Genomic DNA, 14,826 nt, shown 5'->3' with positions numbered 1-14,826 from the left:
GCTGGGCGGCTTTTCGTGCTGGGGGAATGACCGAATGACCGATGCTGCGCCGCCTGTAAGCCAATCTCTCGCCGACAGTGCCGTGCAGGCCGCCACGGGGGTGGCGTCCCAGGCTGCCAATGGCAACGCCTGGGCCTTCGGCGTCTTCGTGGTCCTGGTGATGGCGGTGTTGGCCTCCTTGTGGATCTGGCGCAACAGCGCCCCGAAGTCGGGCCAGGACAATGACGACGATCCTGACCCTGGATCGTGCAAGCCGTCCACCCCCGATGGGTGCCCCGCAATCCAGTTGCTGGTGGTGCGGATGGACGCACTCACCCGGCAGGTCGAGGCCGACAGGGAGGAGCGGCGCGAGCACCGGGCGGAGATCAAGCAGACCGTCAACCGCCTGCACGAGCGCATCGACGAGCAATATGGGCGGGTCGTTCTGCGACCCGAGTTGGAGCACATCACCGACCTGCTCCAGCACTTCCAGGAGGAAGCCAGCCGCACCTTTTCCGCCGTGAGCGAATTGGTGGCGTCGGTACATCCGCAGCGGAGATCGAACAGGAGGACTTCCGCATGACCACCGCGACCATGCCGTGCTGCAACGCGCTCGGCCGAGAAATTATTCGCGCGGCTGAAGGGCTGCGTCTCGACGCCTATCTCTGCCCGGCCGGCATCCCGACCATCGGCTATGGCCACACTGGTGGCGTGAAGATGGGCGACACCATCACCAGGGAGCAGGCCGATTTCCTGCTGTCCATGGACCTGGCCGATGTCGAGCGGCAAGTCGCATCGGCGGTCAAGGTTCCGCTGTCGAGCAACGAGTTCGCCGCTCTCTGCAGTTTCGTGTTCAACCTCGGCATCGGCCGCCTGCGCGGGTCCACCCTGCTGGCCCGGCTCAATGCCGGTGACAAGGTATCGGCCGCCGAGCAGTTTCTGGTTTGGAACAAGTCGGGCGGAAAGGTTCTCCCCGGCCTGGCCAAGCGGCGCGAGGCCGAGCGGGCGCTGTTCCTCACCCCGGATCAGGTGGCGGCCTGACCATGGACACCGCCGATCCGCGCTTCGGCCCTGGCCAGCCTCCTTGCTGGCTTCCTCCGGTCGTGACCCCGGAGAACCTCTGGAACAACTGCACTTCCACCGCCTTCGACCGCGCGGCCTGTGATGGCTGCGGCCGAGACCCGAGCCAACCGCGCCGCCTTCATCCCAATGCCGTGGCGGCCCTGACGCAGGAGATCACCTGATGAGCCTTCTTAACGACGCCCTGGGCGTCCTGGGCAAGGTCGCCCCGACCATCGCCACTATGCTGGGCGGCCCCCTGGCCGGAACCGCCGTTTCGGCCATCGAATCGGCCCTGGGCCTCGATCCGTCCGGCGACAAGGATGCGGCGCTCAAGGCGGTGGCGGCGGCCACCCCCGAGCAGTTGCTGGCCCTGAAAGCCGAGGACAACCGCCACGCGGAGGCCATGGAAAAGCTGGGCCTGGACCGCGATGCTCTGGCAGCCCAGGACCGCGACAGTGCTCGCAAACGCGAGATGGAGGTGAAGGACCGGGTGCCCGGCATCCTGGCCATCTCGCTCACCCTCGGATTCTTCGGACTGCTGGGGTGGCTGGTGGCGCACGAGCCGCCGCAGGGAAGCCGCGACATCCTCAACATCATGCTGGGAAGCCTGGGCACCGGCTGGATCACCATGCTGGCCTATTATTTCGGCAGCAGCGCCGACACCAAGCGGTTCCAATTGCAGGCGGCCAAATAGTCGGTCGATCATATGAGCCACCGGGCCTCCCCACGGGGAGGCCCTTTTTTTGTGCCTACTCGACGGCGCTGTCCCCGTAGATCCGGCGCTGCCGTTCCTTCTCGGCCGCCACGCATGGGCGGTAATCGCTGCCGCCCATGGCGTCTTCCAGAATCAGCATGGTGCAGTGGCGCTCGGGGGTGAGCCATACGTCCCTGGCGTTGAGCAGCCGGTGTCCGCGATTTTCCAGGCAGCGGCCGACCATCCAGCTTTTCTCGCGCTCGGTGCGCAAGGGCGCGGCGATCTGCGCGCCGATGAAACCGCCAATGAAGCCTGCGGTCATGTCCCCGCCGATGGTTCCCGTCGTAGGCCCCAGAACGGCCGCGCTTGCGCCCGATGCCGCCGCCCCTCCGAACGATCCGAACAGGGATGCGCGGGACTGCTGCAGGTTGGCCTGGACGCCCATGTCCGCCAGGACGCTGCACTCGATCAGGTCGCGTTGATAGTCGTTGGGGTTGCTCGTGGTCTTGAGGTCCACCAGCGGCTTTGCCGGGGCACATGCCGCCACGGATGCGGCCAGCAGCCCCGCGAACAGGACGCGGCGCATTACCGCTTGACCACGCCGATCACGCTGTGCCCGCGCCCTTCCAGGCACTTGGTGGTGGCCGCATCGTTGAGGCCGTACTTGTTGACCAGCCATTCGCAGCCCATCCAATCCATCTGGGCTTCGGCCGGGTTCTTCGACGCCTTGAGGTCGATCACGGGTTCGTAGGTGGACGAGCAGGCAGAGAGGCCGGCAATGGCGGCCAGGATGATGGCGGTGCGGAGCATGGACGGCCTCCCCTCGTGGTTGGGCGAGTCCGACAATACACCATCTTTGCGCAGCGGAGTCACCCGGTCGATTGGCTGCAGCCTCTACGGATGCCGTCCCGAATGGGCCTGTAAGTGTTTGATAATGCTAGGTGGTAACTGTGGGTTTTTGGTGGAGATTATTCGCGCCAGGATCACGCCCATCGCGTTGATAACACTTATGATTTTACGAAATCCCCGGCTGCGCATGGTCTGCACCGTGCATTGACGGCAACATACTGATTTAATTGCGTTAAATTGTAAACGTCCAAAACTTATCCAAAACTCGTCCAATAAGCAGGCGTTAGCCCAGACGAATCTCGATCCATTCGGACCCGCGAACATCGCGGTAAAGCGCCGTCATATCGGGGGATTTGTGCCCCAGCAGCGCCTGCGCATCGATGCCCTGCTCGGCATAGAGCCGGGCGGCCAACGAGCGGATTTCGTGGAAGGTGGGCGGCGTCTTGCCCTCCGGCCAGGTCAGGCCGGTCTTGTCGCGGGCCTCGGCAAAGGCGGCGGTGATGGTATGCAGCCGCAGCTTGTCGCCCGGCTTGGCCCGTCCGGCAAAGGCGGAGTGATGCACCAGATGGCGGGACAGCACCACGTCGCGGCAACGCTGCACCACCTCCCCCACCGACCAGTTGACGGCCTGGAGGCGCAGATCGAGGGGGATGCAGACCCGGTTCCCCGTCTTGCCCTGTTCCACCCACAGCTTGCCGTCGTGGATGCTGCGCGGCCCCATGGTGGCGATATCCTCCCGCCGTTGCGCCGTCACCAGGGCCAGTTCCATGGCCCGCGCCAGCCATGCGGGGAAGTCCCGCAGCGCAATGGCGTGAATGGCCTGGTACGCCTCCAACGTCAGCCGTGCCCGTGTCACCTGAACCCGGGGCGCCCGCGTGGGTTCGACCGGGTTGCGGTCGATCCACCCGGCGGCAACTGCCTCGCGGAACAGATCCAGCAGCAGGGAGCGCATGGCCTGGGCCATCCGCTTCTTGCCCGCCGCATCCCATTTGAGCAGGAAATCGGCGACGTCACGCGTCGAAATCTGGATGATGCAGGCTTCGCCCCATTCCTTACGCACGACGCCGAGGCGCTGCCCAATGCCGTCGCGGGTGGCTTTGGAGACGTCCCGTTCATCGATAATTTTGGCGTAGCGGTCGAGCCAATCGCCGACGCTTTGCCGATCAGGTTGTCGTCGACGAAAAACACGCTGCGGGCGCCGAAGCTGCGCAACTGATCCAGTTCCTTCTCGATCTGATCCAGGCCCTTGACCCGCGGACGGCGACCGAACATCACGATGATGTCGCAGAACTCGCAGCGGAACGGGCAGCCGCGCGAGAACTGGAGGGTGACGTTGGAATACCGCATACACCGACGATGTCTGCGTCGGTGGTCGGGGGAATCGGTTCGATGTTTTCGTCGATGATCTCGACCCGCCAAAGGGCGGGGCACAGCGCCGCCAGCGTTGCCAGACCGAGGGGGGGATTCACCGCCTTCTTGCCCGGCAACACATGATCAATGGCCCATCTGAAGCTCCAGAAGCTTTCGGGGAACCTCGGATTGATCAGCAGCAGACTGGGCATCCGCGTCTCCTGTTCCCTTACTCCGGCGACGCGCTGCTGAAGAAGGGGAGGATTACTTCAAGGGTGTCGCTGCGCATCCGCTCGCGCCCGCCCACCTTGACGAAGAAGCAATGGTCGCGGTGACAGTAGGCCAGTTCCTTGACGGCGCCTGACGCCGCTTTACAGGCCATGATCGGTGTGTCCCCGCTCCCGTTGGACCGAGACACCACATCGGCAACAGTCTGTCGGTCGATCATATCCGTCTCCGGAGCAGGAATGGGGATGGATTGGGCCATCCCCATCGCCTGTCAGCCTACTTGCCGTCCAGCGATCCAAGAATGCATGACGGCAGGGCGGACAAAGCCGTGAACGCTTCGCAAGCGGCATTGATCTGACGCTCTGCCAATTGGGCATTGGCGTCCATCAGACGCTGGACCTGCTTCATCATGTCCGAGGCGCTCTCCTCGACTTTGGCCGACACGGACCTTTCGTCGGTCAGGCCGGATATCATCGCTTTGGCGCAGGTCGAACCGATGTCGCGGACCTCGTTGCCGTAATCGGCATATCCTCCGATCACGGTTTGGCCGGCGACCCGGGAGATTTCCGTCAAATCCCTGGCGCATTTGAACATGCCGTCACGGGCGATGGCCGAGGTCTCGGCCCATTGAACCACGGAAATCACGTTGTCGATGGAGGTGGTCTCTGTGGTGGCTTTGGCGGAATTGGTCTTGACTGTCGTCATCGCGGCTTTTCCTTTGTGAAATTTCAGTGGATGGCGATAGTCACGAAATTCGTGCCCCCTGCATGCCAAGGAACGGTGTGCCCGGCCTGGAAAGCATTTAGTCCGTCAGGGCCCCGGTTGTTCGGCCTCACGGATAAAGCTCACGGCGGCGGCGCGGATGATAGGGCGGAGCCTCCCGTGCTCCGAAGTCGGATCGAAAGCCGATCTGAGACAACCCTTTTCGTATATTTGCCCCACCATCCAGGGGGCGAATCCCCCGCCGCCGCCGCCCTCGCGGTAGGCCAACACGGCCCTGGTACGGATGCGCGCGATGTCGCCGCCTGCCGCCAAGCCATGAGCCACCCGCCTGTTGATCGCAATGATGGCGCCGATATCGTCATCGTTGACGCCGCGACCTTGGCCCGACGAGCCCTGAATAACGAATTCGGCCTCGCGGGACGTCGGAACAGCCCAACCATTGCCGACGCCGCATTCACGGACCACAAGCCACACACGGAAATTGGCGTTCAACGCGTCCTTGAAGGCGGCCGTGTCGTTGGCTGCCTCGATGCCGTCGGCGGCCTCCATCAGGGCGGCGATGCAGAATTCCGACAGGCTCGGGCGGGTCTGCATGAGTGCTGGAGCCATCGTCCTGCCTCCCGGGTGCGGCTCGCCGGCATTTTCCGGTCATTACCGGTCAAAGGTAGAGCAACATTGCAGACAGAACAATTCCCGGTTATACGCACGGCAACTACCTTAAAACCGGTAGGCTTCCGGGACACCGATGACCCAATCAGGAGGAAATCAGCCCCTCGTGAACGGCATAGCGGATCAAGTCGGCGGTACGATTCATCCCGAGCTTCTGCTTGATATTGCGACGATGGACCTCCACCGTTGCCACGGCAATGCCGAGGCTGGCGGCAATCTCGGCGGAGCGCAGGCCGCCTGCCAGCAGAACCAACACCTCCCGTTCCCGCTTGCCCAGCACGCTGGGCGGCGGCGCGACGGTGTCTGCATCCGGCTGGATATGGCGGAGCATGACCTGGGTCGCTTCCGGGGAGAGGAAGCTGCGGCCCCCCGCCACGGCGCGGATGGCGGAAACCAACTCATCGGCTCCGGCCGACTTGACCACGTAACCATGGGCGCCCGCCTTCAGCATCTCCTCGATATAGATGCGGTCGGCAAAGCCCGACAGGGCGACGACACGCAAGTCGGGATGCCGCCTGATCGCCGTACGAGCCACCTCGATACCGTTGAGGTCCGGCAGGCCGATATCGAGAACCAGAACGTCAGGACACGTCAAATCAAGGGAAGCCAAGGTATCGGCACCGGAATTAGCCTCGGCGACAATCTCTATGTCCGGCTCGGCTTCCAGCGGCACCCGAAGCGCCTCTCGGAACATGCGGTGGTCGTCCACCAACATGACGCGGATGGTCATGGCTGCATCTCCGTGGGCATGGAGTCCAACGGCATCTCCAGCACGACGGTGGTTCCCTCGCCCGTGCGAGTTTGGATGTCCATGGCTCCCTTGAGGAAGGTGATGCGCTCTCGCACGCTGGACAGTCCGAAACCACGCCGGGCTTCAAGGGTTGCTCGCCAGTCGGTAAATCCGACGCCCTTGTCCGCGACCGTTATGATGAGGCGGCTATTGCAAACACGAAGTCCAATCCGGGCGGCGCCCACGCCCGCGTGTTTGGCGATGTTGATGACAAGTTCGCGCACAGCCCGGAACAGAAGGGTTGACTGTCCTTCGGTGAGGGGCTTCGGGACGCCGTCGTCTTCCACAACGACCTGCAACTCGTGGCGCCGCCCCATTTCGTCCGCCAGCCACGATATGGCCGGCACCAATCCCAAGTCCTTGAGCGCCGGGGGACTGAGTTTGGATGTCAGCGAGCGCACCTCACCGCTAGCCTCGGAGAGAAGGCCGATCAGCTCATGCACCAAGGTAGCGGCGGGGAGCTCCTGCGGCAGAGCCTTCACCAGCCGGTCCAGTTTGAACCGGGCCAGATGCAGAGTCTGTCCCAGGCCGTCGTGAAGGTCCTTGGCGATGGAATGGCGTTCCCGCTCTTCGGAAAGCGTGGCCTCGATCGCCAGATTGCGGAGATGTTCCATATGCAGGGCAATACGAGCCGCAGCTTCGTCCTCCCTCCGTGCCGTGATGTCGCGCAGCGCCGTGAGACGAAAAGCCCGACCATTGTCGCTGAATGGCTGGCCATGGGCCTCGACCTCGATCCGGGAACTATCCTTGCGGACCATGCCGTGCTCGATATGGCTTTCATCTCCACGATGGATATTGTCCATGACACGGTCATAATCCTCGTCCGAGATCAACTCCGCCACCGGTCGGCCGATCAACTCTGCTCGTGGAAAGCCGATCATTTCGACCAACCGCTCGTTCACATCGACGATGCGCCCCTTGGCGGAGATGACAATACCTTCGAAAGTTGACGCGGCGAGCAGGCTATAACGCTTCTCGCTGGCTTGCAGCGCGATTTCGGCCTGCTTGACCTGGGTGATATCGGTTATGGCGACCCGAACCATCGCACCATGGACGACATTCGGGACGCGTCGGCAATCCAGACGTGCCTCGATTGTGCCCTCGTCCCGGCGCCGAAGCCGAATGTCGGTTGTTCGATGGCGATCCTCCTGGTCGTTCAGAATGGCCACCATGAAACGATGCCAATCATCGCCGCTTGCTTCCAGCACCAGGGCGCTGAACCGTAATTTCAGCAAGCCGGCGCGCTCGAAGCCCAGCATTGAAGAGAGGGTCAGGTTGGCTGATTCGATATGGCCGGACGAACTCAGCGTCACGTAACCGACCGGAGCGAATTCGTAGAGATCGATATATCGGTCCCGTGATTCCTCCAGTTCCAATTGAACCCGACGCAGTTCCTCGTTCTGCATCTCCAACTCGATCTGGTGGACGCGGAGTTCGTGGAGAAGATCGCTCTCCCCCTGATTCCGACGAGCCTGCACCTCGGCCTTCGCACGACGCGCGTCGTGAGATTGATCTTCTTTGGAAGAGCCGGGCCTCATGGTCATGATATGAACCTCTGCTCCGTGCCCGATCCAAACTAGGCTATTGCCATTCTTACCGGGTAGCAATGAATCGCAGGAAGGGAGCCATGGTTGTCCGACCAAAGGGCGCATGGGCATCGGCGATGCCTAGAATACCATGCCGACGTTGTCGGCTTTACCTAGTCTGGACCCGATAGCCGCCCTTCCGCAATCGGCCCATAAGGGCCTTTCGGGCTGTCACTTTTTCAAACCATGAGATCCGATCTGTTGAGGGGGGCTCGGCAAGCTTATTTATAAGTGTTCTATGAACCGTCAACCCTTGTTGGTTTCAGAAAACATATATAATTCAGAAAGTTATTGATCTGTGAGATATTCGAGTTGACGGTTTCGCCAAGTTCATAATGGGAACATTCTTGGGAAATTGACGGTTCCGTCAAGTCTAGGCGTGGTGCCAAAAATGCAGACCCCACCCCACGGGCACTATGTATACTGCCCGTGGGGTGGGGTCTGCGTCGTAATGGGTGATGTTCTTGAACTTGACAGTGCTCACAAACCGTCAAGTTGCCCTCTCCATGCTGCGCCGTCTGACCCACGGGCACTATGAATCATTATATTTATTATAGTGCCCGTGGGGTGGGGTCTGACCTTTCCAAGGGCTCATAAACTCTCCTAGTGCCCGTGGGGTCACGGGCGCTACAAGACAAGGATAGTGCCCGAGGGGGTGAAAACGTCGCCGTTGCGAATCGCGCCTGTCCGCGACGGATCTCGGTTGCAGGGGGGCGTCACCTGCAAGTGGCCGGGGACTGGGGAGGTGTGTCGATACTGGCCGGGGAATGAGGGGAGGCGGTCGCGGCGGTAGGGCGGTTCAAAACTGGCAGGGGAACTGGCCGGGACACTGGCTGGGGATGCTGGGCCTTATGGGAGCGGTGGCCGCCCCCTGTGCTCTGTACCAACGATCGCCGCTCTTCGCTGGAAGAGGTGGGCAGGAGGGCTCATGGAGCCACTCCCCACATGGTCCCATATCGCGCCTCGGATGCAACGGCACCCGATGGGCCGGCGCCGACGTGCATCGAAGACGACCGGCGTTAAGCTTCTAATCGTCCGTTTAGGAGTTTAACGCCATGAAGTTCGTTGCGTATTTCCGTGTGTCCACTGACCGCCAGGGGCGCTCTGGGCTGGGCTTAGACGCCCAGCGTTCCACCGTAACCCGGTTCGTTACGGGGCGCGGTGAGATCGTGGGCGAATTCACCGAAATCGAGTCCGGGAGCAAGGCGGATCGCCCCCAATTGCGGGCGGCTCTGGACGTGGCTGCAAGGCATCGCGCCACATTGGTCATTGCCCGCCTTGATCGCTTGGCGCGTAACGTCGCTTTTATCGCCAACCTGATGGACAGCCGGGTGGACTTCATCGCATGCGACATGCCAGAAGCCAATCGCCTGACGCTCCACATCCTGGCGGCGGTGGCGGAACACGAGAGGGACATGATCTCTCAGCGGACAAAAGCCGCTCTGGCGGCCGCCAAGGCTCGGGGAACTCGTTTGGGCAATCCTGATGGCAAAACGGCCCGAAAGGCCGCTACGGCGCGTCTAATCGCGAAAGCGGACCAGTTTGCCGCAACGGTGTTGCCGATGGTTACTGGGCTGGCGTCGCAGGGACTGGGGCTGCGGGAGATTGCCCGCCGCCTGAACGAGCGAGGCATCAAGACATCCCATGGCCGGGAGTGGCAGGCGACGACTGTGCGGAACCTGCTGGCGCGGGCCTAAGCTGCGGTTTGTCTGTTCAGGCAGAACAGGCAGAGGGCTCCGCCCTGGAAAGCTGCCACGGTCAGAAGACCCGCGACCAGTTCCAACCAACTGGGAGCCAGGACGGCATGGGCCAGAAGCGGGAAGCCGATACCCCACCCCAGCAGGCTTACCAGGTAGGCGACCAATTGCTGTCGTATGGACATGATCCGGATCGCCTCGTTGTCTGTCGGCCTTGCTGCGCCTGTAGTGGCCTTGGCCAGCCAATCCATCAGGGCTGCTGACCTGTCTGGTTTCTGCGGCAAAAGTCGTCGATGGCGCCTCGGGCGCGATCCCGCATTTTCGCAAGCACGCGGACGACGGCAAATACAATGAGAGTCCACGCAACGGTGAACAGGGAAAAGCCAATTCCGTTCCAATATGGCGTTGTGTCTCGGGCGAAAAATAGTGCGACTACACAGTACGGAAAGACCGTCGCCATCAGGATGATGCTCAGAACGAGATTTCCACCAACAAAAACATTAAACAAAAATCTAGATGCTCCTCGCAGAATCACCCTGGGGAAATAGGTCGTCACCCAAAACCAGGGAGCGATGTATTTAACAATTATCTGCATAATGGAACGCATTGCACTCCCCCAGCTTCTTTCTTTCGGGCGCCCCATTCATCCAGCGGCGAAATCCATGAGCGTTCGAGCGCGGTTGTGGAGCGCGTTCCGGAAAGACCTTCGGTGCTGCCCCACGATGAGCCATCCGGCGAGCCATGGGCCGAATACGATGCCCTCCACCACCATCCAGTGGGATCCAGTAAGGAACATCAGGGCGAGGAACAGGCCGGTAACCACCGCGATGGCCCGTTCGCCGTCAATCCAGGGAATGAACCGTGGTACCGGCGCGAAAAGCGCGAGGGCATTCGGGTTGGAGTGATGGGTGCTGGCCGTATGGTTGCAGATGCCTGCCAGGCACCACCGGTGCTTTCGCCGTGCGCATAGGACCGAGACGGTTTGGTCCGGGCGCAGGGGAACGGACCAGTCCCCCAGTTCGAAATGAACTTCCCGACCGGATTCATCCCGCAGCCAGAACTCCTGGGAACGGTTGATGGTCGTGTTGATTTCCACCGGATCGACGGAGCCATAGACGCAGCCGTTGGCGTCCGTCCCGATCCCGCCGCCGCCGCCAAATCCGTGGACGTGGGATTCGGAGCACTTCTCGCTGGAGAGCACGACACCACGGATTTCCCAGAATTCCACGCCCTTCAGAAACCACAGGGCAGGGTCCTGGGGGACGGCTGGTGTTTCTTTCGGGGTGGACAGGCTCATGGCAGGCGTCTCGATGATTACGATTGTTCAGTATATCGAGGTGTAATTTTCGAGCAAGCTGGCTTGCTTCCCGCATGGATCTTCGGGAGCTGTTCGCCACCAACTTGCGTCGATTACGGCACGCCAAGGGCCTGTCGCAGGATGAACTCGCCTATGACGCGGGGGTGAGCCGCAGCTATCTGAGCCAGCTTGAGAAGGGGAAGTACTACGCCAGCCTCAAGATAATCGGCCGGTTGGCCGAGGTTCTGGAGGCGGATCCGGGCGAGTTCCTGAAGAGGCCGGATCGGGGATGACAACTGCTCCGAATTGGGAGGTTGTCGGCGCCAGAAAAATTTCGACTTGACCGCCAGCCGGTCGGCAAGAGAGTATTTTTCGAGAGGTTGAGCTTTGCGCCTCGGCTGTTACAGCCAAACGCAGCCCCTACCGGGTGATCCCCGAAGGTCTGTGGCAATAATGCCGTAGACGACAAGCAAAGCCTTTGCGGGAGGCCTATCCCGCCACGGCCCCCGGACTCCGTCCAAATCCCTGCTCTGTCCCATGAGGCGGTTTCGTACCGATTCCTCGGGTCCGGAGTGCTCCCTGACCCCAGGGTGACCACCGATCCTCGGCCGCAGCAGGCAGGGGCGGCTCGCCCAATCCTACCGTTGATCGTCAACGTGTCCGCCCGAAGCCCAAGCAATGGGGCTCCGGGTAAGAAGGCTATTGCCTTGTCGTCAAGTCGATCCGGGTGGATGCCCGCCAAAGGGCGTCCCCTTGCGTCGACGGGAGCATGAGAGACCATGAACATTATTCGGCAGGTGAACGATGAAGACCTGGGACCATCACAATTCAGAACCCCGCCAGGGTGCGGGCTCGCCCCGCCTGGGGCGGATGACCACGCTTGAGCAGTGGGCCGCCGTGACCTATGGCGACATGGCGCCGAGCATCACGACGCTGCGGAGCTGGGCGCGGGATGGCCGTATCTACCCCATCCCCGAGAAACACGGGCGGAGCTACTTCGTTGACCGCGAGGCGGTCTACGTGTCGCCGAGAACCCAAATTCGGCCCGATGCCAGCCCCCAAAGCATCCGGACTGGTCTTGTTTCGAGGCTGATCAGTGAACGGGCGAAGGCGTAGCATCCGCAAGCGCGGACTACCCGTAAACCTGTATGAACGGCGGGGTTACTTCTGGTGGCGTAACCCCGTCGACGGCAAGACCCATGGCCTTGGCCGCGACAAGGCCATGGCGGTGCAGGAAGCCATTGAGGCGAACCTCTACATAGCCGGCCTTGAGACATCTCCTCGTCTGATCGACCGCGTCAAAGGAAACGGTCGGCAATCCGAAGGAGGCCAAGGACCTGCTGCGCTTCCTGGCCGAGTACCAGCAGCGTCACGGCTACATGTTCAGCTTCGGCACCGAGGCGTCGCTCAACATGGCCCAGGACGACGAATTGCTGGAGTTGTTCAGCGCCGCCAATTTCGGCTGGGTGTTCATCGGTATCGAGACCACCGATCCGGTGGGCCTCAAGGAGACCGGCAAGACCCAGAACCTGCGGGAAGACACCCTGACGGCGGTCCGGCGCATCTACGCCCATGGCATCGACGTGCTGGGCGGCTTCATCATCGGCTTCGACCACGACACCCTGGATACCTTCGAGCATCAGTATCGCTTCATCACCGAGGCGGGAATCCAGTCGGCCATGATCGGCCTGCTCATGGCCCTGCCACGGACTCCCCTGCACCTGCGAATGGAGCGCGAAGGCCGCCTGCTGCCCGTCGCAAGACATTCGGACAACACCAGCCTGACCACCAATATCGTGCCGAAATGCATGAGCGCCGAAGCCATGGCGGCGGGCTATCAGATGCTTTACGGCCGCCTGCTCACCGGCCCGGAAATCGGGCGGCGTATCCGCAACAAGGCGGCGTATCTGCGTGTCCCGGTCTATGGCAGCGGCTATCCCATGGGCCAGCGGGTCGGTATCGTCGTCCGCCTGCTGGTCAGGGGCATCCTGTCGGGGGGGCTTTCTACCCTGGTGCCGTTCGTGCGCAGCTTCCCCTTCCTCACGCCGTCACGCATTCCCATGGTCATTTCCGACTGGATCATCGGCCTGTCCATGAAAGCATTCGCCGAGCGGCACCTGACTGGCGCCACCCGGCGGCGGGAGGCGGACTGAATCCGGGCTTATTCCGGCTTTGGCGGCGGCGGGCCGGTGACGCGGGGCGGCTTCTTACCCATACGGCTGTCGTCGGTAAAGAGCGATGCCGCTTGCGAAGCCTTTTTTACTGCGGTCTTTGGCTTTTTGGGCTCGCGACCGCTACGTTTCTGACTTTTTGCCATCTTTATTCTCCTACAAGCCGGTCAAGGGATTTCACCCGGATACCCTGGATGCGCAATACCGCATCCTTGAATCCCCGGTTCCAACGCTGACGTTCGGCGGGCGCTTGGTATGGATTGAGGCGATCCGCCACGGAATCCATGTCGGCCGGATCGGTGTCGGGGCATTTTCGTCCCGCCAGCCAACCGCCGGCATAGATGCGGCTGAGTTGGAAGAGCGTGCTCTCGGACATGGGCGTTCCCTTCCGCTGATCCCGGTTCATGGAGCCCGGGTGCTGCAATAGCTCCGCCACGCAGGGGCCAAGTCGGCGGGATCGTCGAAGTCGATGTCCACCATGGCCTGGTCGAAGCGGGTACCGCGGCCGAAATGCCATCCCCCCGCGGGATGCGAGGCGTTGAGGAACACGGCCAGCGTATTCATCCCCTCGATTCCGGGGGAGACAGGAAAGGCCATCGTATTGACGGTCATGCTTGGCACTCCGGTTGCGGCTCAGCCCAGATGGGGGCGCACGGCGACCCAGATCGCGATCATGAGAATCAGGGCCAGTGGGATCAGTAGTGGCGGAACCATCCATTCGCTTATGAAATGGCAGGCTTTTGATTGTGAGCAATTCATGCTGTCATCCTCCGCCGGCGCTTGCGGCGTCGGTGTAATATATATAATGGCAAATAATAATATCACAATTGATATGCGCCGAATTAATCGTCAATAAAGACAGGTTATTTTAGGTACCTATTTATGGGTATTTGTGATAACGCGCAGCGCGTATTGTATTTTATTTATTATGCAATACCATCCCAGTAGGCGTGTTCCCTGGTGGGAGGTGCGGCGATGAATCCGGGATGCATTCCGATCAGCCTGAGTCTGAGGGGGGCATTCCGCAATCGCCATCAACCGGAAGATCGCCCAGGACTAGATTTGCCGGTGGGACATCACCCGCATCTGCGCCAGGGGCCGGCCGACATCCTGAAGTAAGGCAGGAGTACCAGATGCCCAATTCCCCTCCGGACCTCAAGCCGATTGCCGGGAACGCGCAGGGTCGCATCGCCATGGCTCATCTGCTGGCCTCAGACTTTAACGATGATGTGGATGCCACCGTCGAGCGTATCGGGGCCCTCTGCTCCATGGCCTGCACGCATCTGTCGGCCGGGACGCAGGCCATTAAGGAGAGGTTGTGGACCATTGCCGCCACAGCCGCGCCTCCCCTTGATCAGATTCTTCGCCTTGAAGCGGATGCGGGAGCCGACAAATTGGAGGCCGCCGGCAATGCCACCTTGGAGCAAATCCATATCCTGGCAGTTGGAGTGTCCTTGAAGACCCAGAATGATGCAGGACTCGCCTTAGACGCCCTGAGAGGAGGCGTCGAAGCTTGCCGCCCCGAATCCAGTTTGGCCGCCAGCGTGGTGTTGGATGCCGCGGACGATGCCGCCATGACCTTGCGGCGGGGGGACATGGCCGCAAGGCGGAAGATTCAAGCGGCCCGGAAGCTGGCAAACGCCCGAATTGATAAACTTCTGGCGGATATTTCGCCTTAACGGCTAGACTCTTTAATCCATTGGCACGAAGTCGTGTAGACTATGTCTTTGG

General features: G+C 61.5%; 24 protein-coding genes and 2 pseudogenes. 11 read left to right on the top strand and 15 right to left on the bottom strand.

All coding sequences use genetic code 11. The annotated features are described in order from the left end of the window. Window positions 1–34: 34 nt before the first annotated feature. Genes XM1_RS12030 through XM1_RS12015 form a run of 4 tightly spaced genes read left to right on the top strand, consistent with a single transcriptional unit; the run spans window position 35 to window position 1,735 of the window. The gene (locus tag XM1_RS12030; RefSeq protein WP_068433720.1) at window positions 35–562 is read left to right on the top strand and encodes a hypothetical protein; all 528 of its coding nucleotides are present in this window, start codon (window positions 35–37) and stop codon (window positions 560–562) included. Continuing rightward, on the top strand, window positions 559–1,020 hold the full coding sequence (locus tag XM1_RS12025; protein WP_068433718.1) for a lysozyme: 462 nt from the start codon (window positions 559–561) through the stop codon (window positions 1,018–1,020). The genes XM1_RS12030 and XM1_RS12025 overlap by 4 nt, the downstream gene beginning before the upstream one ends. A 2-nt stretch (window positions 1,021–1,022) precedes the next feature. After that, window positions 1,023–1,223: a hypothetical protein gene (locus XM1_RS12020; RefSeq protein WP_068433716.1), complete on the top strand. Its 201-nt coding sequence runs from the start codon at window positions 1,023–1,025 to the stop codon at window positions 1,221–1,223. Beyond that, window positions 1,223–1,735, top strand: coding sequence for a hypothetical protein (locus XM1_RS12015; RefSeq protein WP_068433714.1), 513 nt, complete (start codon window positions 1,223–1,225; stop codon window positions 1,733–1,735). The genes XM1_RS12020 and XM1_RS12015 overlap by 1 nt, the downstream gene beginning before the upstream one ends. Before the next feature lie 55 nt (window positions 1,736–1,790). Here the strand turns inward: XM1_RS12015 and XM1_RS12010 are convergent, their stop codons facing one another. The 9 genes from XM1_RS12010 to XM1_RS11975 all read right to left on the bottom strand — a co-directional run bounded on the left by XM1_RS12010 (window position 1,791) and on the right by XM1_RS11975 (window position 7,888). Beyond that, window positions 1,791–2,321, bottom strand: a complete 531-nt coding sequence (locus tag XM1_RS12010; protein ID WP_068433712.1) for a hypothetical protein — start codon at window positions 2,319–2,321, stop codon at window positions 1,791–1,793. Further along, window positions 2,321–2,545 (bottom strand): hypothetical protein, encoded by a 225-nt coding sequence (locus tag XM1_RS12005; protein WP_068433710.1) that lies wholly within the window; start codon window positions 2,543–2,545, stop codon window positions 2,321–2,323. Before XM1_RS12005 ends, XM1_RS12010 begins: the two co-directional genes overlap by 1 nt. 322 nt (window positions 2,546–2,867) lie before the next feature. Further along, window positions 2,868–3,644, bottom strand: coding sequence for a tyrosine-type recombinase/integrase (locus tag XM1_RS12000; RefSeq protein ID WP_068433708.1), 777 nt, complete (start codon window positions 3,642–3,644; stop codon window positions 2,868–2,870). Between the two features lie 211 nt (window positions 3,645–3,855). Continuing rightward, entirely contained in the window at window positions 3,856–4,146 is a 291-nt protein-coding gene (locus tag XM1_RS23295) for a hypothetical protein (protein ID WP_231920485.1), read from the bottom strand. A gap of 17 nt (window positions 4,147–4,163) precedes the next feature. Beyond that, entirely contained in the window at window positions 4,164–4,382 is a 219-nt protein-coding gene (locus XM1_RS11995; protein ID WP_145980738.1) for a hypothetical protein, read from the bottom strand. 56 nt (window positions 4,383–4,438) lie between these two features. Continuing rightward, the gene (locus tag XM1_RS11990) at window positions 4,439–4,867 is read right to left on the bottom strand and encodes a hypothetical protein (RefSeq protein WP_068433702.1); all 429 of its coding nucleotides are present in this window, start codon (window positions 4,865–4,867) and stop codon (window positions 4,439–4,441) included. A 105-nt stretch (window positions 4,868–4,972) separates the two neighbouring features. Further along, on the bottom strand, window positions 4,973–5,494 hold the full coding sequence (locus XM1_RS11985; RefSeq protein WP_068433700.1) for a hypothetical protein: 522 nt from the start codon (window positions 5,492–5,494) through the stop codon (window positions 4,973–4,975). 145 nt (window positions 5,495–5,639) lie between these two features. Then, window positions 5,640–6,284 carry a response regulator transcription factor gene (locus XM1_RS11980; RefSeq protein ID WP_068433698.1) on the bottom strand — a complete coding sequence of 215 codons (645 nt, stop codon included), beginning with the start codon at window positions 6,282–6,284 and terminating at the stop codon, window positions 5,640–5,642. Continuing rightward, the gene (locus XM1_RS11975) at window positions 6,281–7,888 is read right to left on the bottom strand and encodes a PAS domain S-box protein (protein WP_068433696.1); all 1,608 of its coding nucleotides are present in this window, start codon (window positions 7,886–7,888) and stop codon (window positions 6,281–6,283) included. The genes XM1_RS11980 and XM1_RS11975 overlap by 4 nt, the downstream gene beginning before the upstream one ends. A 1,097-nt stretch (window positions 7,889–8,985) precedes the next feature. Here XM1_RS11975 and XM1_RS11970 point away from each other — a divergent pair. Then, on the top strand, window positions 8,986–9,627 hold the full coding sequence (locus XM1_RS11970) for a recombinase family protein (RefSeq protein WP_068433693.1): 642 nt from the start codon (window positions 8,986–8,988) through the stop codon (window positions 9,625–9,627). On the opposite strand, the gene XM1_RS11965 is transcribed toward XM1_RS11970, so the two are convergent. From XM1_RS11965 to XM1_RS11955, 3 genes are read right to left on the bottom strand one after another with little or no spacing between them, the layout of a single operon-like run. Beyond that, window positions 9,624–9,878 carry a hypothetical protein gene (locus XM1_RS11965; RefSeq protein ID WP_068433691.1) on the bottom strand — a complete coding sequence of 85 codons (255 nt, stop codon included), beginning with the start codon at window positions 9,876–9,878 and terminating at the stop codon, window positions 9,624–9,626. The genes XM1_RS11970 and XM1_RS11965 overlap by 4 nt on opposite strands. Continuing rightward, window positions 9,878–10,234: a hypothetical protein gene (locus tag XM1_RS11960; protein WP_068433689.1), complete on the bottom strand. Its 357-nt coding sequence runs from the start codon at window positions 10,232–10,234 to the stop codon at window positions 9,878–9,880. Before XM1_RS11960 ends, XM1_RS11965 begins: the two co-directional genes overlap by 1 nt. Window positions 10,235–10,270: 36 nt before the next feature. Then, window positions 10,271–10,924 carry a hypothetical protein gene (locus tag XM1_RS11955; RefSeq protein WP_068433687.1) on the bottom strand — a complete coding sequence of 218 codons (654 nt, stop codon included), beginning with the start codon at window positions 10,922–10,924 and terminating at the stop codon, window positions 10,271–10,273. 74 nt (window positions 10,925–10,998) lie between these two features. On the opposite strand from XM1_RS11955, the gene XM1_RS11950 reads away from it, so the two are divergent. The 5 genes and pseudogenes from XM1_RS11950 to XM1_RS25285 all read left to right on the top strand — a co-directional run bounded on the left by XM1_RS11950 (window position 10,999) and on the right by XM1_RS25285 (window position 13,077). After that, window positions 10,999–11,217 (top strand): helix-turn-helix domain-containing protein, encoded by a 219-nt coding sequence (locus XM1_RS11950; protein ID WP_068433685.1) that lies wholly within the window; start codon window positions 10,999–11,001, stop codon window positions 11,215–11,217. 511 nt (window positions 11,218–11,728) lie between these two features. Then, window positions 11,729–12,040, top strand: coding sequence for an excisionase (locus tag XM1_RS11945; protein WP_197603073.1), 312 nt, complete (start codon window positions 11,729–11,731; stop codon window positions 12,038–12,040). Continuing rightward, window positions 12,021–12,134: pseudogene (locus XM1_RS25295) on the top strand (phage integrase Arm DNA-binding domain-containing protein); the annotation flags it as partial. The gene XM1_RS11945 and the pseudogene XM1_RS25295, both read left to right, overlap by 20 nt. Before the next feature lie 115 nt (window positions 12,135–12,249). Continuing rightward, window positions 12,250–12,564 (top strand): annotated as a pseudogene (locus XM1_RS25290) (radical SAM protein); the annotation flags it as partial. Between the two features lie 39 nt (window positions 12,565–12,603). Continuing rightward, window positions 12,604–13,077 carry a DUF4070 domain-containing protein gene (locus XM1_RS25285; RefSeq protein WP_369816050.1) on the top strand — a complete coding sequence of 158 codons (474 nt, stop codon included), beginning with the start codon at window positions 12,604–12,606 and terminating at the stop codon, window positions 13,075–13,077. A gap of 8 nt (window positions 13,078–13,085) precedes the next feature. On the opposite strand, the gene XM1_RS24550 is transcribed toward XM1_RS25285, so the two are convergent. Genes XM1_RS24550 through XM1_RS11930 form a run of 3 tightly spaced genes read right to left on the bottom strand, consistent with a single transcriptional unit; the run spans window position 13,086 to window position 13,707 of the window. Further along, a complete protein-coding gene (locus tag XM1_RS24550) occupies window positions 13,086–13,241 on the bottom strand; it encodes a hypothetical protein (protein ID WP_172821916.1) in 156 nt (51 codons plus the stop codon). Window positions 13,242–13,243: 2 nt separating this feature from the next. Continuing rightward, the gene (locus XM1_RS11935; protein ID WP_068433682.1) at window positions 13,244–13,471 is read right to left on the bottom strand and encodes a hypothetical protein; all 228 of its coding nucleotides are present in this window, start codon (window positions 13,469–13,471) and stop codon (window positions 13,244–13,246) included. Window positions 13,472–13,497: 26 nt separating this feature from the next. Further along, the gene (locus XM1_RS11930; RefSeq protein ID WP_043745183.1) at window positions 13,498–13,707 is read right to left on the bottom strand and encodes a hypothetical protein; all 210 of its coding nucleotides are present in this window, start codon (window positions 13,705–13,707) and stop codon (window positions 13,498–13,500) included. Between the two features lie 521 nt (window positions 13,708–14,228). On the opposite strand from XM1_RS11930, the gene XM1_RS11925 reads away from it, so the two are divergent. After that, entirely contained in the window at window positions 14,229–14,774 is a 546-nt protein-coding gene (locus XM1_RS11925) for a hypothetical protein (RefSeq protein ID WP_068433680.1), read from the top strand. The last annotated feature ends 52 nt before the right edge of the window (window positions 14,775–14,826 follow it).

The organism is Magnetospirillum sp. XM-1 (assembly GCF_001511835.1).
In the GTDB taxonomy this organism is placed as follows: Bacteria; Pseudomonadota; Alphaproteobacteria; order Rhodospirillales; family Magnetospirillaceae; genus Phaeospirillum.
Note: the sequence above shows the minus strand (reverse complement) of the source record. Positions and strands in the feature narration are given on the sequence as shown.

What these genes read in the sequence shown, in the direction of transcription:
- XM1_RS12030 (WP_068433720.1), top strand. Translation starts at nt 35, where the DNA reads ATGACCGATGCTGCGCCGCCTGTAAGCCAATCTCTCGCCGACAGTGCC.
- XM1_RS12025 (WP_068433718.1), top strand. Translation starts at nt 559, where the DNA reads ATGACCACCGCGACCATGCCGTGCTGCAACGCGCTCGGCCGAGAAATT.
- XM1_RS12020 (WP_068433716.1), top strand. Translation starts at nt 1,023, where the DNA reads ATGGACACCGCCGATCCGCGCTTCGGCCCTGGCCAGCCTCCTTGCTGG.
- XM1_RS12015 (WP_068433714.1), top strand. Translation starts at nt 1,223, where the DNA reads ATGAGCCTTCTTAACGACGCCCTGGGCGTCCTGGGCAAGGTCGCCCCG.
- XM1_RS12010 (WP_068433712.1), bottom strand. Translation starts at nt 2,321, where the DNA reads ATGCGCCGCGTCCTGTTCGCGGGGCTGCTGGCCGCATCCGTGGCGGCA.
- XM1_RS12005 (WP_068433710.1), bottom strand. Translation starts at nt 2,545, where the DNA reads ATGCTCCGCACCGCCATCATCCTGGCCGCCATTGCCGGCCTCTCTGCC.
- XM1_RS23295 (WP_231920485.1), bottom strand. Translation starts at nt 4,146, where the DNA reads ATGCCCAGTCTGCTGCTGATCAATCCGAGGTTCCCCGAAAGCTTCTGG.
- XM1_RS11995 (WP_145980738.1), bottom strand. Translation starts at nt 4,382, where the DNA reads ATGATCGACCGACAGACTGTTGCCGATGTGGTGTCTCGGTCCAACGGG.
- XM1_RS11990 (WP_068433702.1), bottom strand. Translation starts at nt 4,867, where the DNA reads ATGACGACAGTCAAGACCAATTCCGCCAAAGCCACCACAGAGACCACC.
- XM1_RS11985 (WP_068433700.1), bottom strand. Translation starts at nt 5,494, where the DNA reads ATGGCTCCAGCACTCATGCAGACCCGCCCGAGCCTGTCGGAATTCTGC.
- XM1_RS11980 (WP_068433698.1), bottom strand. Translation starts at nt 6,284, where the DNA reads ATGACCATCCGCGTCATGTTGGTGGACGACCACCGCATGTTCCGAGAG.
- XM1_RS11975 (WP_068433696.1), bottom strand. Translation starts at nt 7,888, where the DNA reads ATGACCATGAGGCCCGGCTCTTCCAAAGAAGATCAATCTCACGACGCG.
- XM1_RS11970 (WP_068433693.1), top strand. Translation starts at nt 8,986, where the DNA reads ATGAAGTTCGTTGCGTATTTCCGTGTGTCCACTGACCGCCAGGGGCGC.
- XM1_RS11965 (WP_068433691.1), bottom strand. Translation starts at nt 9,878, where the DNA reads ATGGATTGGCTGGCCAAGGCCACTACAGGCGCAGCAAGGCCGACAGAC.
- XM1_RS11960 (WP_068433689.1), bottom strand. Translation starts at nt 10,234, where the DNA reads ATGCGTTCCATTATGCAGATAATTGTTAAATACATCGCTCCCTGGTTT.
- XM1_RS11955 (WP_068433687.1), bottom strand. Translation starts at nt 10,924, where the DNA reads ATGAGCCTGTCCACCCCGAAAGAAACACCAGCCGTCCCCCAGGACCCT.
- XM1_RS11950 (WP_068433685.1), top strand. Translation starts at nt 10,999, where the DNA reads ATGGATCTTCGGGAGCTGTTCGCCACCAACTTGCGTCGATTACGGCAC.
- XM1_RS11945 (WP_197603073.1), top strand. Translation starts at nt 11,729, where the DNA reads ATGAAGACCTGGGACCATCACAATTCAGAACCCCGCCAGGGTGCGGGC.
- XM1_RS25285 (WP_369816050.1), top strand. Translation starts at nt 12,604, where the DNA reads ATGATCGGCCTGCTCATGGCCCTGCCACGGACTCCCCTGCACCTGCGA.
- XM1_RS24550 (WP_172821916.1), bottom strand. Translation starts at nt 13,241, where the DNA reads ATGGCAAAAAGTCAGAAACGTAGCGGTCGCGAGCCCAAAAAGCCAAAG.
- XM1_RS11935 (WP_068433682.1), bottom strand. Translation starts at nt 13,471, where the DNA reads ATGTCCGAGAGCACGCTCTTCCAACTCAGCCGCATCTATGCCGGCGGT.
- XM1_RS11930 (WP_043745183.1), bottom strand. Translation starts at nt 13,707, where the DNA reads ATGACCGTCAATACGATGGCCTTTCCTGTCTCCCCCGGAATCGAGGGG.
- XM1_RS11925 (WP_068433680.1), top strand. Translation starts at nt 14,229, where the DNA reads ATGCCCAATTCCCCTCCGGACCTCAAGCCGATTGCCGGGAACGCGCAG.